13 protein-coding genes are annotated in these 16,453 nt (G+C 70.5%); 10 read left to right on the top strand and 3 right to left on the bottom strand.

The genetic code is table 11. The features are described from left to right. Positions 1–31: 31 nt before the first annotated feature. The 5 genes from AC1HFW_RS04805 to AC1HFW_RS04825 all read left to right on the top strand — a co-directional run bounded on the left by AC1HFW_RS04805 (position 32) and on the right by AC1HFW_RS04825 (position 4,700). Complete coding sequence (locus tag AC1HFW_RS04805; RefSeq protein WP_006394285.1) at positions 32–1,204, top strand: acetyl-CoA acetyltransferase; 1,173 nt, start codon at positions 32–34, stop codon at positions 1,202–1,204. Next, positions 1,201–2,832 carry an acyl-CoA synthetase gene (locus AC1HFW_RS04810; RefSeq protein ID WP_479282050.1) on the top strand — a complete coding sequence of 544 codons (1,632 nt, stop codon included), beginning with the start codon at positions 1,201–1,203 and terminating at the stop codon, positions 2,830–2,832. The genes AC1HFW_RS04805 and AC1HFW_RS04810 overlap by 4 nt, the downstream gene beginning before the upstream one ends. Before the next feature lie 80 nt (positions 2,833–2,912). Beyond that, positions 2,913–3,677, top strand: a complete 765-nt coding sequence (locus AC1HFW_RS04815; RefSeq protein WP_061071632.1) for an SDR family NAD(P)-dependent oxidoreductase — start codon at positions 2,913–2,915, stop codon at positions 3,675–3,677. A gap of 67 nt (positions 3,678–3,744) precedes the next feature. After that, the gene (locus AC1HFW_RS04820) at positions 3,745–4,308 is read left to right on the top strand and encodes a PPC domain-containing DNA-binding protein (protein WP_061071631.1); all 564 of its coding nucleotides are present in this window, start codon (positions 3,745–3,747) and stop codon (positions 4,306–4,308) included. Positions 4,309–4,310: 2 nt separating this feature from the next. Then, entirely contained in the window at positions 4,311–4,700 is a 390-nt protein-coding gene (locus AC1HFW_RS04825) for a PPC domain-containing DNA-binding protein (RefSeq protein WP_192579580.1), read from the top strand. Between the two features lie 479 nt (positions 4,701–5,179). Here AC1HFW_RS04825 and AC1HFW_RS04830 read toward each other — a convergent pair whose 3' ends face one another. Beyond that, positions 5,180–6,139: a LysR family transcriptional regulator gene (locus AC1HFW_RS04830; RefSeq protein ID WP_479282053.1), complete on the bottom strand. Its 960-nt coding sequence runs from the start codon at positions 6,137–6,139 to the stop codon at positions 5,180–5,182. A gap of 150 nt (positions 6,140–6,289) precedes the next feature. On the opposite strand from AC1HFW_RS04830, the gene AC1HFW_RS04835 reads away from it, so the two are divergent. After that, a complete protein-coding gene (locus AC1HFW_RS04835) occupies positions 6,290–8,881 on the top strand; it encodes a penicillin G acylase (protein ID WP_479282055.1) in 2,592 nt (863 codons plus the stop codon). Here the strand turns inward: AC1HFW_RS04835 and AC1HFW_RS04840 are convergent. Beyond that, a complete protein-coding gene (locus tag AC1HFW_RS04840) occupies positions 8,847–12,461 on the bottom strand; it encodes an ABC transporter ATP-binding protein/permease (protein ID WP_479282056.1) in 3,615 nt (1,204 codons plus the stop codon). The genes AC1HFW_RS04835 and AC1HFW_RS04840 overlap by 35 nt on opposite strands. Before the next feature lie 94 nt (positions 12,462–12,555). Between AC1HFW_RS04840 and AC1HFW_RS04845 the strand changes: the two genes are divergently transcribed. Further along, positions 12,556–13,527 carry a LysR substrate-binding domain-containing protein gene (locus AC1HFW_RS04845; protein ID WP_061071627.1) on the top strand — a complete coding sequence of 324 codons (972 nt, stop codon included), beginning with the start codon at positions 12,556–12,558 and terminating at the stop codon, positions 13,525–13,527. A gap of 68 nt (positions 13,528–13,595) precedes the next feature. Here the strand turns inward: AC1HFW_RS04845 and AC1HFW_RS04850 are convergent, their stop codons facing one another. Beyond that, positions 13,596–14,024: a tautomerase family protein gene (locus AC1HFW_RS04850; RefSeq protein WP_479282059.1), complete on the bottom strand. Its 429-nt coding sequence runs from the start codon at positions 14,022–14,024 to the stop codon at positions 13,596–13,598. 228 nt (positions 14,025–14,252) lie between these two features. On the opposite strand from AC1HFW_RS04850, the gene AC1HFW_RS04855 reads away from it, so the two are divergent. From AC1HFW_RS04855 to AC1HFW_RS04865, 3 genes are all read left to right on the top strand, one after another. After that, entirely contained in the window at positions 14,253–14,720 is a 468-nt protein-coding gene (locus AC1HFW_RS04855; RefSeq protein ID WP_006394296.1) for a winged helix-turn-helix transcriptional regulator, read from the top strand. Next, complete coding sequence (locus tag AC1HFW_RS04860) at positions 14,717–15,160, top strand: DUF4952 domain-containing protein (RefSeq protein ID WP_479282061.1); 444 nt, start codon at positions 14,717–14,719, stop codon at positions 15,158–15,160. The genes AC1HFW_RS04855 and AC1HFW_RS04860 overlap by 4 nt, the downstream gene beginning before the upstream one ends. Before the next feature lie 96 nt (positions 15,161–15,256). Next, the gene (locus AC1HFW_RS04865; RefSeq protein WP_479282063.1) at positions 15,257–16,444 is read left to right on the top strand and encodes an NAD(P)/FAD-dependent oxidoreductase; all 1,188 of its coding nucleotides are present in this window, start codon (positions 15,257–15,259) and stop codon (positions 16,442–16,444) included. Positions 16,445–16,453 lie beyond the last annotated feature (9 nt).

The following is a 16,453-nucleotide window of genomic DNA, read 5'->3' on the forward strand; positions in this document are numbered from 1 at the left end:
CGGGGCGGGGCCGCCAACAGAGGAGACAGCAATGAGCAAGCGTGCCGTCATCGTGGGATGGTCACATGTCCCGTTCGGCAAACTCGACGATCCCGATACCGAAAGCCTGATGGCGCGGGTATCGGGCGCCGCCCTGGCGCATGCGGGCATCGGCGCCGGGGACGTGGACGGGATCTATGCCGGCGTGATGAACAGCGGCTTTCAGAAGCAGGACTTCCAGGCCGCGCTGGTGGCGCTGGCCGATCCGGCCCTGGCGTACGTGCCCGCCACCCGCCTGGAAAATGCCTGCGCCACCGGGTCCGCCGCGCTGTACGCGGCCATGGATTTCATCGAGGCGGGACGCGGCCGCGTGGCGCTGGTGGTGGGTGCCGAGAAGATGACCGCGCGCTCCACCGAGGACACCGGCGACATCCTGCTCAATGCCAGCTACCGCAAGGAAGAGGCCACGCTGCCGGGCGGCTTTGCCGGCGTGTTCAGCCGCATCGCCACGGCCTACTTCGAGCGCCACGGCGATCACGGCGAGGCGCTGGCCCGCATCGCCGCCAAGAACCACGCCAACGCGCTGGACAACCCCTACGCGCAGATCCGCAAGGACCTGGGCTTCGAGTTCTGCAATACCGTCTCCGACCGGAATCCCTATGTGGCGGCGCCGTTGCGGCGCACCGATTGCTCGCCCATTTCCGACGGCGCGGCGGCGCTGGTGCTGGCCGACGCGGAAACGGCGGCGGGCCTGCGCCGTGCCATCGGTTTCCGCGCGCGCCGCCACGTCAACGACTTCCTGCCGCTGAGCCGGCGCGATCCGATCGCCTTCGAGGGCGCGGCGCGCGCCTGGCGCGAGGCGCTGGCCGATGCCGGCGCGACCCTGGACGACCTGAGCCTGGTGGAAACGCACGACTGCTTCACCATCGCCGAACTGATCGAGTACGAGGCCATGGGCCTGGCGCCGCGCGGCCACGGCGTGCGCGCGTTGCGGGAAGGCTGGGTGCAGAAGGGCGGACGCCTGCCCGTCAACCCCTCGGGCGGGCTCAAGGCCAAGGGCCATCCGGTGGGCGCCACCGGGGTCTCGCAGCACGTCATGGCGTGCCTGCAACTGGCGGGCGAGGCCGGCGCCATGCAGGTGCCGGACGCGACGCTGGCCGGCGTCTTCAACATGGGCGGCGCGGCCGTGGCCAACTACGTCAGCATCCTGGAGCGCGTCAAATGAGCGGCCCGTTGCAGCCGGTCCTGGCGCCGCCGGGCGGCGTGGCGCCGGTGTCGCGCCGGGCCATGAACCTGGCGCATTTCCTGGTGCAGGCGGCGCGCCGCCATCCAGCGCGCAGCGCGCTGGTCTGCGGCGAAGCCCGGCTCAGCTGGCGCGAGCTGGACGCGCGCACCGCCGCCCTGGCGCGGGCGCTGGCCGAGCGCGGCGTGGGCAAGGGCGACCGGGTGCTGGTGCATGCGCGCAACAGCTTCGCGTTCGCCGAGACCCTGTTCGCCGTGCTGCGGCTGGGCGCGGTGTGGGTGCCGACCAATTGCCGCATCTCGCCGGACGAGGCGGTCTACCTGGCGCAGGCGGCAGGCGTCAAGGCGTTCCTGTGCGAAGGCCAGTCGCCGGCGCACGCGGCCGCGGTGGCGCAGGCGATGCCCGGCCTGGCCCTGCTGGCGCGGCTGGGGCCGGGCGAGTTCGGCGAGGCCGACACCGCCACCCTGATCGAGGCGCGGCTGGCCGATGCGCCGCGCCCCTGCGCCGACGTCGACTACGACGACCCCTGCTGGTTCTTCTTCACGTCCGGCACCACCGGGCACCCCAAGGCGGCCGTGCTGACCCATGGGCAGATGGCGTTCGTGGTGACCAACCACCTGTGCGACCTGATGCCGGGCACCACCGAGGACGACGTCAGCCTGGTGGTGGCGCCCCTGTCGCATGGCGCGGGCATCCACTTCCTGACGCAGGTGGCGCGGGCCGCCGCCACCGTGCTGCCCGAAGGCGAGCGCTTCGACCCGGAAGAGGCCTGGCGCCTGGTGCAGGCCCACCGGGTGACCAACATGTTCACCGTGCCGACCATCGTCAAGCTGCTGGTCGAGCATCCGGCGGTGGATGCCTTCGACCACGGCAGCCTGCGCCACGTGATCTACGCCGGCGCGCCGATGTACCGCGAGGACCAGAAGCGCGCGCTGGACAAGCTGGGCGGCGTGCTGGTGCAGTATTTCGGGCTGGGCGAGGTGACCGGCAACATCACCGTGCTGCCGCCGGCGCAGCACCATGGCGGCGATGGTCCCGAAGCCCGCGTCGGCACCTGCGGCTACGAGCGCACCGGCATGCAGATCAGCATCCAGGATGACGCCGGCCGGCCGCTGCCGGCGGGCCAGACCGGCGAGATCTGCGTCTGCGGCCCGGCGGTGTTCGCCGGCTACTACGCCAACCCGCAGGCCAACGCCAAGGCCTTCCGCGACGGCTGGTTCCGCACCGGCGACCTGGGCTACCAGGACGAGGAAGGTTATCTCTACATCACCGGCCGCGAATCCGACATGTACATCTCGGGCGGCTCCAACATCTACCCGCGCGAAGTCGAGGAAAAGGTGCTGGCCCATCCGGCGGTGGCGGAGGTCGCGGTGCTGGGCGTGCCGGACCCGGTATGGGGCGAAGTGGGCGTGATGGTGTGCGTGCTGCGTCCCGGCCAGACCCTGGAGCAGGAGGCCCTGCTGGCCTGGCTGGGGCCGCGCATGGCGCGCTACAAGCTGCCGCGCCAGGTGTTCTTCTGGGACGCGCTGCCGCGTTCGGGCTACGGCAAGATCACCAAGAAGCTGGTGCGCGACGCCTTGCGCGAGCGCGGCTGCCTGGCGGCCGGTTAGCAGGACGTCGCGGCCGCCGGCGTGGCGGCCGCGATGGCAGGAGGGAGAGACAACGCAGTACATAACGAGGAGACCGAATCATGGATGGAGCGCAGGAAGCGGTGCTGGTCACGGGCGGCGCGTCGGGCATCGGCCTGGCCGTCGCGCGGGGCCTGCTGGACGCGGGACGCCGGGTGCTGGTGGCCGACGTATCGCAGGAGCGGCTGGATGAGGTGCGCGGCCTGGCATCGGAGGAACGCCTGGGCTGCGTGCGGTTGGACGTGTCCGACGAGGCGCAGGTGACCGAGGCCATGGCGCGGCTGGAGGCCGATTTCGGCCCGATCGCCGGGCTGGTCAATTCGGCCGGCATCGGCCGCGACGTGCCGTTCCTGGACACCGACGCGGCGCTGCTGCGGCGGATCCTGGAGGTGAACCTGGTGGGCTCGTTCGTGGTGGCGCGCGAGGCGGCCCGCCGCATGCGCGAACGCGGACGCGGCTCGATCGTGAACATCGCCTCGGTGTCGGGCATTCGCGGCAATGCGGGCCGCGCGGCGTACGGGGCGTCCAAGGGCGGGGTGGTGACGCTGACGCGGGTGATGGCGGTGGAGCTGGCCGCCTACGGCATCCGCGTGAACGCGGTGGCGCCGGGGCCGATCGAGACGCCGCTGGTGGGCCAGATGCACACCGAAGCGGCGCGCGCGGCCTGGCGCCAGGTGGTGCCGCAGCATCGCTACGCGGCGCCGGAGGAACTGAACGGCACCATCGGCTGGCTGCTGGACGAATCGCTGTCGAGCTACGTGACGGGGCAGGTGATCTGCGTGGACGGCGGCTTCACCGCGGCGGGCATGCTGCCGGCGGTGCATTGAGCCGCGGCCTCCTGCCATTCCCACATTCCATTCCCATCTCGCGCCACAAGCGCACGGAGTGCACATCATGCGAACCACCACCGTGGATCGTTCGTTGCGGGGCGCACCGACTTTGCCCCGTCCCAGGACGCTGATACACCCGGGGGCCTTCAACCCGGTACGGATACACAGCCGCTGCGCGCGGCACGGCCGCCATATCCGCCTGGCGCTGCAGCCGGGCGCCAGCCTGTTCGAGGCGCTGGTCGACGGACTGGCGCCACTGGGCGTGGAGAATGCCTCCATGACGCTGCTCAGCGGCGCCTTCAGCCACCTGGATTACTGCACGGCGCCGCCGGACCCGGCGCACCTGCGGGTGGTGGCGTACACCGCGCCGATCGCGGCGGGCGCGGCCACGCTGATCTTCGGCAATGCCACGCTGGGCAAGGGCGACGCGGGCGAACCGCTGGTGCACTGCCACGCGGCGTTCTGCGACGAGGGCGGCGCGCTGCTGGGCGGTCATGTGATTCCACAGACCACGATCGTGGGCGCGGCGCCGGTGACGGTGCTGGTGACCGCGCTGGAAGGGTTCGAACTGCGCGCCACCTATGACGCGGAAACCAATTTGCGGCTATTGCAGCCGCGGGAGATCTGACGATGATGCCGGCCGAGGTCGAAAGCGGAAGCATGGGGCGGGTGGCGTATGCGCGCATCGGGCCCAATGAGGATCTGGTGCAGGGGGTGGAGAAGCTGTGCCTGGCTGAAGGGTTCCGGAATGCGTTTGTGCGGGGGGCGTTGGGGAGCCTGGTGGATGCTTGCCTGTATGCGCGGGGCGGGGAGGTGCGGCAGGTGGAGGGGCCGGCTGTGGAGATCGTGAGCCTGGCTGGAGAGGTGCGGGCGCAGGTGGATGGGTCGGTGGTGGCTTCGCTGTCGGGCGTGGTGGCGGATCCGGCGGGGCGGGTGCATGGGGGGGTGTTTGTGCCGGGGGCTAATCCGGTTTGTATGACGTTTGAGGTGACGTTGGAGGAGTGGTTGCCGCAGGGGTGATGGTTGTTCTTGCTGCTGTTGCTGCTGTTGCTGCCGCTGTTGTTGTTTCTTGCTCGCCGTGGGCGGGGTTCTTGTGGCGCCCGCCGCGGCGGCGGTGGCACGCGCGCGGGGCAACGATTGCGGTCCGGAGCGTTCGCTCCGGACTGCCCCGTCGTCATCTTCGTTGTCGCCTGCGGCGACTTCCTTCAGATTCCCTCGGGCGCATCGACGCCCCGCGCGCGCGCCACCGCCGCCGCGACGGGCTCGCGTGGTGCCTGGGCGGTCGTTGCTGGGGTGTGTTGTGTGCTTGGCCTTTTTTTGTGCGGCGTGGCGGATCGGAAGAGCTTGCGGGGGCGCCCAAGTCGGCCGCGCGGGCGGCCTTTTTGGGCGGCGGGTGGTGGAACGGCGACGCTACGGATAGTGAGGCCGTGGCGCTATGGCGTGGTGAGGTGGCGGGATTGCGGGGAGGGCTTGGCTTGGCGGGAGTGTTTGTGTTGTGGCTACGGCTTGGTGGGCCTTTCCTGTTTTGCCAGTGCGGGTTGTTTCGTGCGGAAGCTGGCGAAGTCGGTCCAGCATTGCTGGGTGAAGGTGTAGAGCGCGTCCTGGGCCTTCAGCGGGCTGCGGCCGGCCAGGCGGGCGAGGACGTAGTGGCCCTGGCGTTGGGGGTCGGGGGGCAGGGGTACTTCGACCAGGGCGCCGGCTTGCTGTTCCTGGCGGGTGACGCAGATGACGCCCAGGAGCAGGGTGTCGGTGGTGAGGGCCAGGTGGACCAGGGGGGTGAGGTTTTCGCAGCGCACGGTGACCATCTGTTCGGGGGCGCCGGCGGGGCCCAGGGTTTCGGCCAGGCGCAGGGCGACCTCGGGGCTGAGGGTGCTGGAGGCGACGGGGTAATGGCGGATGTGGTCGATGGTGGGGCGGCGGTGGGCCAGGATGGGGTGGCCCTTGCGGCAGACCATGCCGGCGCGCAGGGGGGCGAGGGGGCGGGTTTCGATGTCGGCGGCGCCGTAGAGCATGCGGGCGTCGCAGACCATGGCATCGATGCGTTCGGCGCGCAGCTGTTCGACCAGGGCGGCGGTGGCGCCGAGTTCGGCGGCTACGCGCACCTGCGGATGGTGGGTGGCCATGTGGGCCAGGAAGGGCGTCAGCAGCAGGGACGCGGGGGTGGGACTCAGTCCGATAGACAGGGCGCCGGATTCGCCGCCGGCCAGGGTCTTGAGTTCGCGGCGCAGTTCGGCTTCCTCGTAGCGCATGCGGCGGGCGCGCTCGGCGACGCAGGCGCCGTAGGGCGTCAGGCGCACCTGGCGGGTGCCGCGGTCCAGCAGCGGCAGGCCCAGTTCGGTTTCCAGTGACTGGATGCTGCGGCTGAGCGCGGGCTGTGACAGGTTGACCTTGTCGGCGGCGCGCGAAAAGGTGCCGTGTTCGACCACGGCGAGCAGGTGCTTGAGTTTCTGGAAGTCCATGTTCCAATCGCATGAATCGTATGAATCAAATGCATTGGAATTATAGTTGGCGGCTTCGTATCATGGTTCGCGGACGGCGCCCGGCAGAGGCGCCGCCATCGCCCGCGGCAGGCTCGCGGCGCGGTCCCATTCGATACGGAGACAGATTCAATGAAGCAACAATGGTTGTCGGCCGCCCTGTTGGCGGCCAGTTCGTGCCTGCCCGCGATGGCGGCGCAGCCGGTGGCGTCCGCTACCGGTCAGGCGCCCGAGGCCGTCGCGGCAGCGCCGCAAGGCGTCGCTGGCAAGGTCACGATCCGGCGTGACGCCTATGGCATGCCGCATGTCTACGCGGACACGGTGTACGGCATTTTCTACGGCTACGGTTACGCGGTGGCGCAGGACCGGCTGTTCCAGATGGAGATGGCGCGCCGCAGCACCCAGGGCCGGGTGGCCGAGGTGCTGGGCGCGTCGATGGTGGCGTTCGACAAGTCGATCCGCGGCAACTTCTCGCCCGAGCGCATCCAGCGGCAGCTGGCGGCGCTGCCGGCTTCGGACCGCCAGGTGCTGGACGGCTACGCGGCCGGCATGAATGCCTGGCTGGCGCGGGTGCGGGCGCAGCCGGGCCAGCTGATGCCCAAGGAATTCAACGACCTGGGCTTCGCGCCCGCTGACTGGACCGCCTACGACGTGGCGATGATCTTCATCGGCACCATGGCCAACCGCTTCTCGGACGCCAACAGCGAGATCGACAACCTGGCGCTGCTGACGGCCTTGAAGGACAAGCACGGCGAGGCCGATGCCATGCGCATCTTCAACCAGCTGCGCTGGCTGACCGACAGCCGCGCGCCGACCACGGTGCCGGCCGAAGAGGGCCGCTACCAGCCGGCCGTGTTCCAGCCGGAAGGCGCGGACAAGCTGGCCTATGCGCTGCCGCGCTACGACGGCACGCCGCCGATGCTCGAGCGTGTGGTGCGCGACCCGGCCACGCGCGGCGTGGTCGATGGCGCGCCCGCCACGCTGCGGGCGCAACTGGCTGAGCAGTACGCGCAGTCGGGCCAGCCGGGCATCGCCGGCTTTCCCACCACCAGCAACATGTGGATCGTGGGCCGCGACCATGCCAAGGATGCCCGCTCGATCCTGCTCAATGGCCCGCAGTTCGGCTGGTGGAACCCGGCCTACACCTATGGCATCGGTTTGCACGGCGCCGGCTTCGACGTGGTCGGCAATACGCCGTTCGCCTATCCGGGCATCCTGTTCGGCCACAACGCGCACGTGGCCTGGGGCTCGACTGCTGGCTTCGGCGACGACGTCGACATCTTCGCCGAGAAACTCGATCCGGCCGACCGCACGCGCTATTTCCACGACGGCCAATGGAAAACGCTGGAAAAGCGCACCGACCTGATCCTGGTGAAGGACGCGGCGCCGGTGACGCTGGACGTGTACCGCAGCGTGCACGGCCTGATCGTCAAGTTCGACGACGCGCAGCACGTGGCCTACGCCAAGGCGCGCGCCTGGGAAGGCTATGAGCTGCAATCGCTGATGGCCTGGACCCGCAAGACGCAGTCGGCCAACTGGGAGCAATGGAAGGCGCAGGCGGCGCGCCATGCGCTGACCATCAACTGGTACTACGCCGACGACCGCGGCAACATCGGCTACGCGCACACGGGCTTCTATCCCAAGCGCCGCCCGGGTCACGATCCGCGCCTGCCGGTGCCCGGCACGGGCGAGATGGACTGGCAGGGCCTGCTGCCGTTCTCCAGCAATCCGCAGGTCTACAACCCGCGCCAGGGCTTCATCGCCAACTGGAACAACCAGCCGATGCGCGGCTACCCGTCCACCGATTTGTTCGCCATCGTCTGGGGCCAGGCCGACCGTTATGCCGAGATCGAGACGCGCCTGAAGGCCATGACCGCCGACGGCGGCAAGGTCAGCGCGCAGCAGATGTGGGACCTGATCCGCACCACCAGCTACGCCGACGTCAACCGCCGCCATTTCCTGCCGTTCCTGCAACGCGCGGTGCAAGGGCTGCCGGCCGACGATCCGCGCGTGCGGCTGGTGGCGGGGCTGGCGGGCTGGGACGGCATGATGACCAGCGAACGCGAACCAGGCTACTTCGACAATGCCGGCCCGGCGGTGATGGACGCGTGGCTGCGCGCCATGCTGCGGCGCACGCTGGCCGACGAGATGCCGGCCGACTTCTTCAAGTGGTACAGCGCCACCGGCTATCCGACGCCGCAGGCGCCGGCCACCGGCTCGCTCAACCTGACCACCGGCGTCAAGGTGCTGTTCAACGCCCTGGCCGGGCCCGAGGCCGGCGTGACGCAGCGCTATGACTTCTTCAACGGCGCGCGCGCCGACGACGTCATCCTGGCGGCGCTGGACGATGCGCTGGCGGCGCTGCGCCAGGCCTACGGCCAGGATCCGGCCGCCTGGAAGATCCCGGCGCCGCCGATGGTGTTCGCGCCCAAGAACTTCCTGGGCGTGCCGCAGGCCGACGCCAAGGCGGTGCTGAGCTACCCGGCCACGCAGAACCGCGGCACCGAGAACAACATGACGGTGTTCGACGGCAAGTCGGTGCGGGCGGTGGACGTGGTGGCGCCGGGGCAGAGCGGCTTCGTCGCCCCGGACGGCACGCCGTCGCCGCACACCCGCGACCAGTTCGACCTGTACAACAGCTTCGGCAGCAAGCGGGTGTGGTTCACGGCGGACGAGGTGCGGCGCAACGCTACGTCGGAAGAGACGTTGCGCTACCAGCGGTAAGGTCGCGCGCGCCCTGGTGGCTGGCAAGCTTGGCGTACACGCCTTGCTTGCGCAGCAACTGGTCGTGGGTGCCGGCCTCGGCCAGGGTGCCGTTGTCCAGCACCAGGATCAGGTCGGCGTCGCGGATGGTGGCCAGGCGGTGCGCGATCACCAGCGTGGTCCGGTGCCGCATCAGCACGTCCAGCGCGCCGCGCACCTGCATTTCCGACAGGGTGTCCAGGTGCGAGGTGGCCTCGTCCAGGATCAGCACCGGCGCGTTCTTCAGGAAGGCGCGCGCGATCGAGATGCGCTGGCGCTGGCCGCCGGACAGTTGCATGCCGCGTTCGCCGACGCGCGTGGCCAGGCCGTCGGGCAGGCTGCGCACGAAATCGCTGAGCGCGGCCTGTTCCAGCGCCAGCGCCAGTTCCTCGCGGCTGGCGTCGGGACGCGCCAGGCGGATGTTGCCTTCCAGCGTGTCGTTGAACAGGTAGGTGTCCTGCGTCACCAGCGCGACGCGTTCGCGCAGGCCGTCCAGCTGCAGCTGGCGCACGTCCACGCCGTCGAGCTTGACCGCGCCCTGGCGCGGGTCCCAGAAGCGCAGCAGCAGGCTGGCCACGGTGCTCTTGCCCGCGCCCGAGGCGCCGACCACGGCCACGGTGGCGCCGGCCGGCACGGTGAAGCTCAGGTCGCGCAGCGTGTCCTGGCGCTTGCCGGGATAGGTGAAATACACATGCTCGAACGCCAGCGACAGGCCATGCGGCGCCACCGGCGGCGGCAGCGGGCCGTCGGTGACCGGCTCGGGTTCGTTGTTGACCACGTGCAGGCGGCGGGTGGCGGCGATGGTGTCGGCCAGCTGGCGGCTGACCTGCGAGATCTCGGACACCGGCAGGAAGGTCGCCAGCGCGATCAGCACCAGCAGCGGCAGCATGCTGGCCGACAGGGCGCCCGCTGACACCTGCAACGCGCCGACCACGGCCACGGCCAGGCCGCCCAGGCCCATGGCGGTCTCGAACCAGGCGGTCTGGCGCGACAGGTCGCGCAGGATGTCCAGGCGGCGCACGCGGTACTGGTCGGCGACCTTGAGGAATTCCTCGCGGCGGCGGCCGGTGGCCTGGAAGGCGGTCAGGTCGGCCAGGCCCTGGATGGTGTCGGTGGTGTGGGCGCTCATCTCGCCCAGGGCGTGGCGGGCGCGGTCGCCCAGCGCGTCGACCTTGCGGCGGCCGCGCACCGGCGACACCAGCGCATAGGCCAGGAACGGCAGCAGCGCCAGCGCCACCGGCCAGCTGTAGAACGCCAGGAAGCCCAGCACCGACAGCGGCACCAGCACCGAGACGATCGCCGGGGCGATGGTGTGGGCGTAGAAGTACTCCACCATCTCCACGTCCTGCGTCGCCAGTGCCACCAGATCGCCCGAGCGGCGTTGCAGCAGGTAGGCGGGCGCCAGCCGCTCCAGCTTGTCGTAGAGCTTGACGCGCATGTCGGCCAGCAACTGGTAGGCCATGGCGTGCGCCAGCCACGATTCGAGCCAGTGGAACAGCGCGGCCAGCGGCGCGGCGATCAGGAGGCCGATGATCAGCGTGGAGGTGTCGCGGCCGTCGCGGATGGCGGCCACCACCAGCGCGCTCAGCACGCCGACGCCGATGAAGGCGGCCACGCGCGCCACGCCCAGCAGGATGGTGGCGATCAGGGTGCCGCGCCAGGGGCGCACCACCGACAGCAGGGTGGCCAGCGTGGCGCGCCAGCCGACCTGGTCGGCATCGGCGTCCAGCGAACGCAGCGCCGGGCCTTGGCCGCCGGCGTCATCGTCATTGGCGTGCGCGGCGGGCGCGGCGTCGCGCGCCATCGTGGCGGCGAGCGGCGCGGCCGGCGCGCTCAGCGCCAGGGCCTGTTCGTGCATCAGGCGGTAATAGAGACCGTGCTGGCGCATCAATTCATCATGCGGGCCCTGCTCGACCACGCGGCCCTGGTCCAGCACCAGGCAGCGGTCGGCGCCGATCACGCTGGCCAGGCGGTGCGCCAGGATCAGCGTGGTGCGGCCGGCCATCAGGCGGTCCAGCGCCTGCTGGATCAGCGCCTCGTTCTCGGTGTCGACCGAGGACAGCGCTTCGTCCAGGATCAGGATGGGCGCGTCGCGCAGCAGCGCGCGGGCGATCGCCACGCGCTGGCGCTGGCCGCCCGACAGTTGCAGGCCGCGTTCGCCGATGCGGGTGGCGTAGCCTTGCGGCAGCGCCATGATGAAGTCGTCGATATTGGCGGCGCGGGCGGCGGCGCGCACCTGTTCGTGGCTGGCGTCGGGCCGGCCCAGCCGCAGGTTCTCGTCGATGGTGCCGTGAAACAGCGTGATGTCCTGGCTGACCAGCGCCATCTGGCTCAGCAGCGTCTGCGTGTCGAGCTGGTTGACGTCGTGGCCGCCGACGCGGATGGCGCCGGCCTGCGGCACGCATTCGCGCAGCAGCAGGCGCACGATGGTGGACTTGCCGGCGCCGCTGGGGCCGACGATGCCGACGCGCTCGCCAGCGGCGATGCGGAAGGACAGGCCCTGGTGCGCGGGCCGCTGCGGCGAATACGAGAACGCCACGGCGTCGAATTCAATGGTCGGATCGAGCCGCGCCGGCGTGGCCGCGGCTTGCGGGGCGGGGGCGGCGGTCAGCGGCTGCGCGTCCATCAGCGCATGGATGCTGACGGCGGCGGACTGGCCCAGCATGCCCCGGTGCAGCACCGAGCGCAGGTCGCGCAGCGGGCGGAAGATCTCGGTGCCGGCCATCAGCACGATCAACAGCGCTTCCACGCTCATGTCGCCAGCGGCCACGCGCCAGGCGCCCACGGTCAGCGCCAGCGCGGCGCCCAGCGCCACGCCCAGGTCGCTGATGCCGCGCGTCAGCAGGCTGACCGACAGCACCCAGAAGGTATTGTCCGACAGGGCCCGGGCGCGGGCGGCCAGGCGCTCGCCCCAGGTCTTGCCCTGGCCATACGACTTGAGCGTCGGCAGGCCCTGGACGGCGTCCAGGAATTCCTCGCCGAATTCATTCAGCGAGCGGGTGCGCGCCAGGCTGGCGCGGCGGTCGAGCATGTGCACGGCCATCGGCCCGAACAGCGCGAACAGGGCGGCGACCAGGAACACCAGCGCGGTCGGCACGTCCCAGAAGGCGATGACGGCGAAGATCGCGAACGGCGCGGCCGCGGCGATGGCGACCTGCGGCAGGTACTGGCCGAAGAAGGTCTGCAGCTGCTCCACGCCGTCCACCACCGTCAGCATCACGCCACCGGTGCGCTGGTTGGCGAACCAGGCCGGCCCCAGCGACACGATGCGGTCGTAGAGCCGCGCGCGCAGCGTCTGCTGCACCTGCGCCGAGCAGTGGTTGGCCTGCACCGTGCGCAGGTGGTCGAACAGGGCGCGCAGCAGCACCATGGCGCCGACGCACAGGGCTGGCACGAGCCAGTCCTGCCACGGCGCGCCGTCGAACACGCGCGCCAGCAGCTGGCCCAGGAAAACATAGCGGGCGATGCCCGCCGCCAGCGCGAGCAGCCCGAGCAGGATGCCGCCCGCCATGGCGGCGCGCAGTCCCGCGGTCAGTTGCCAAAGCCTCGAATCGAAATACATATCAATGCTCCCTCCAGAGCCTGCATGGTCACGCATCCGCCGCGCGCGCGATAGCGATAGTTATTCAATCATGGGTTGAGATAAACTCAACCCTATGTCGACTTTGCCCACCCACATGCCGCCGCTGGCGGCGCTGCGCGCCTTCGAGGCGGTCGCCCGCCTGGGCAGCCTCAGCCGCGCCGCCGCCGAGCTCAATGTCACCAAGAGCGCCGTCAGCCATCAGCTGCGCGCGCTGGAGGCCGACCTGGGCGTGAGCCTGTTGCGGCGGGGCGGCACGGTGCGCCGCGCGGAAACCACCGAGGCCGGCGCCGCATTGCTGGCTTCCGTACAACAGGCCTTGACCCTGTTGGAGACCGCGTGCCGCAATGCCCGGGCCAGCGCCCGCGGCAAGCGGCGCTACAACCTGAACGTGTCGGCCAACCCTTCGCTGGCGGCGTTGTGGCTGGCGCCACGCATCGGGCGCTTCATCGAATTGCATCCGGATATCGACATCCAGGTGTTCCTGCACGCCAGCCAGGATCCGGCCTGGAAGGCGCAGGACATCGATCTGGCGTTCCTGCACGTGCGCGGCCTGGGCCCGCACCTGGCCGCGCCGGGCGACATCCCGCTGATGACCGAGACCGTGGTGCCGGTGTGCAGCCCGGCGCTGGTCGCGCCGGGCGAGCGCGACGATCCGGCCGTCTTCACGCGCCATCGCTGGCTCGAGGAAAAGCACATCGACAGCCCCGAGACCGACTGGCGCACCTGGCGTCCGCGGCTGGGCCTGCCGGAAAGCGCGGGTCAGGACCCGCTGGTGCTGAGCGGCCTGAGCACGGTGGTGGCGGCCGCCGCGGCGGGCGTCGGCATCGCCCTGGGGCGCGCGCCGCTGATCGACGAGGAACTGGCCAGCGGCCGGCTGGTGGCGCTGACGCCGGGCCTGCGCATGCCAGGGTCGTGGGGCTATGTGATGCGCATCCACGCCAATCGGCCGATGGATGCGTCGCTGCCGGCGCTGGTGGAATTCCTGGCCGAGGAAGGGCGCGGCGCCACGGCGTCATGGCGCGAAGCGGCCGGGGCCGCGCGTTAGCGCGGTTGTGGTTATGTGACGGGCGACGGGCGGCGGGCGGCGCGGTCAGGCCGACACGGCCAGCACCGTCAGGCCGCCGCGGCCGGCACGGTCGGCCGGTTGTCCGCGCGCCACTGTTCGCTTTGCGGCGTCCCGGGCACCGGCGGGCGCATGTCCTGGATGGTCCACAGCCCGAACGGCGTTTCATCGATATGGATTTCCCAGCGCAGCCCGCGGTCCGCGACATAGGGGGCCAGCAGCCGGCCGACCGCGGCCAGGAACCTGCGCCGGGTCTCGTCCTCGTGGATCTGGCGGGCGATATGGTCGACCGAGATGCGCACGAAGTCGTCGGCGCGTTCGCCGCCGATGAAGAACGAGGACCTGGACACGGGATGGAACACCAGCCCGACATAGAACTTCGGCAGGTCGGTGTAGAGCGCGGTGATGCGTTCGGCGATGGCCTGCTTGTCCTCGTCGGAGAAGGCGTCCTGCGGGTGATAGATGTTCCAGAGCGGCATGGCGGGGTTCCTTTTGGGAGAGGGACGAAGGCCGCCGGCAAGGGCGGCCTGGGCGGGAAAAGGGCGACGGCTGTCAGTCGATATAATTATTGACTTCAATCATTGAAGTTGTAAAGCCAAGGCCGTGGCATGGACGCTTGAGCGTTGTCCGCGCGGCTGCGATACTGCGGTGGCCGCGCTCCGGCGGCACGGCAAAGGGAATCCATGCGCTCCAAGAGTTTTGAAGGAATGGTCTGCTCCATCGCCACGGTGCTCGATGCCGTCGGCGACCGCTGGGCCATGCTGATCCTGCGCGACCTGGTGCTCGGCCTGCGGCGCTACGACGACCTGCGCCGCTCCACCGGCATCGCCAACGCGACGCTGGCCGACCGGCTCAGGCAGCTGGAACAGAACGGGCTGATCGAGCGCCGCCTGTACCAGAGCGGCCCCGACCGCCATGAATACCTGCCCACCGCCAGGGGCCGCGACATCGCCCTGGTGCTGCAGGCGCTGGCCCAGGTCGGCGACCAATGGCAGCCGGAAGGCGGGCCGCCGCTGCGCTTCATGAACGCGCGGACCGGCCGGCGCGTCGAGCTGGGACTGGTCGAGGAAGGCACCGGCGCTCGCGTCGGGCACCAGGACCTGCGGGTGGAAGCCGGACCGGGCGCGGATGACCTGATGCGCTGGCGGCTGGCACAGAAGACGGAGCGCGCATGATGGCCCTGGCCCGCTGGTTGCGAACCCTGCTGCTGCCGGCGGTGTTGTTGCTGCCATCTGCCGCGGCGCAGGCGCAGGCCGCGCCCACGCCCGGCTGCGAGGATTTCCTGGCCGCGCTGGGGGACAAGCCCGACGCCATCGAATACCTGGGCTGCCGCCAGGAATGGGGGCAGGGCAAGCCGCTGGTGGCGCGTTATCGCCTCGATGGGGCCGACGCCGCCGGCGTCGAACGCTATCTGCGCCAGCGTTTCGGTCTCGAGCCGCTGCACTTTCGCTGCTGTGGCTGGGATGCGCCGCCGCATTTCTGGCGCGACCCGCGCACCGGGCACGAATACATGATCGCCTTCGGCTCCGAGGAAACGCTGGTGTCGTCGCGCGCCCAATGGGACCGGATCGACAACTTCCATATCCGGGTCGAGCGCTACACCGAGGACATCTGAGGTCGCGCTTTTATTCAGTATTCGTCGCGCTGATATAACGGCCGCCGGCCGCGGCCGGCGTCACACTGCCGCCATTCATCCATGGGGAGTGTGCGCGTGAAACGTTATGACGTGATTGTGATCGGCGCGGGCGTGGTGGGCAGTTCGGTCGCCTTCCACCTAGCGGCCCTGGGCGCGAAAAGCGTGCTGGTGCTGGACCGCGCCACCATCGGCGCCGGCACCACGGCGCAGTCCTCGGGCATCCTGCGCACCCATTATTCGGTGCGCGAGAACGTCGAGCTGGCGCGGCGCTCGTGGGGCGCCTTCACCGATTTCGCCGCCTATGTCGGCGACGAGGACGCGGCCAGCGGCCTGGTCCGTTGCGGCTATCTGATCGCCGCGGCCGACGACGACAAGCGCGCGCCGCTGGACGAGGCGCTGGCGCAGCAGCAGGCGCAGGGCATTCCGGTGCAGCGGCTGGACGCGGCGCAGGCGCGCGAACTGCTGCCGATCGCCGATTTCCACGACGCGGCGCTGATCGGCTTCGAGCCCGAGGCCGGCTTTGCCGACGCCTATCTGGTCGCCACCAGTTTCGCGCGCGCCGCCCGCCGGCGCGGCGTGACGATCCGCGAGAACGTCGCCGTGTGCGGCCTGCTGCGGCAAGGCGCGCGCGTGACCGGCGTGGTCACCTCCGAGGGCGACTACGCCTGCGGCATGGTCGTCAGCACCCAGAACATCTGGACCGCCGAACTGGCGGCGTGGACCGGCGTGGCGATGCCGCTGGCGCCCGAGCGCCACGCCGTGCTGGCCCTGGAATGCGCGGCGGCGCCCTACGGCTATTCGATGCCGGTCTACAAGGACCTGGCCTCGCCCGGCATGCTGTATTGCCGCAGCTACGGCGGCAGCCAGATGCTGGTCAGCGAGGGCACGGTCGGTGAAAAGCTGCCGGCGGGCGAGGCGGAGCAGGGCGACATCGCGCTGGACTACGTGGCCGGCGTCGGCGAGCAGGTGGCGGCGCGCTTTCCGGCATATGCCGAGGCCGGCCTGGCGTCGTCCTGGACCGGCGTGTACGACGTGACGCCGGACTGGAATCCGGTGCTGGGCCGCATCGACGGCGTGGAGGGCCTGGTGGCGGGATTCGGCTTTTCCGGCCACGGCTTCAAGCTGTCGCCCGCGGTTGGGCGGGTGCTGGCGCAGGAGGCGCTGGGGCTGGAGACGGATGTGCCGCTGGCGCCCTATGCGCTGGAACGCTTCGGGCGCGGCGCGCTGTTGACGGGCAAGTATGGGCAGGGCGCGGTGTCGTGATGCCGCGGG

The organism is Achromobacter sp. ISS7, assembly GCF_056523125.1.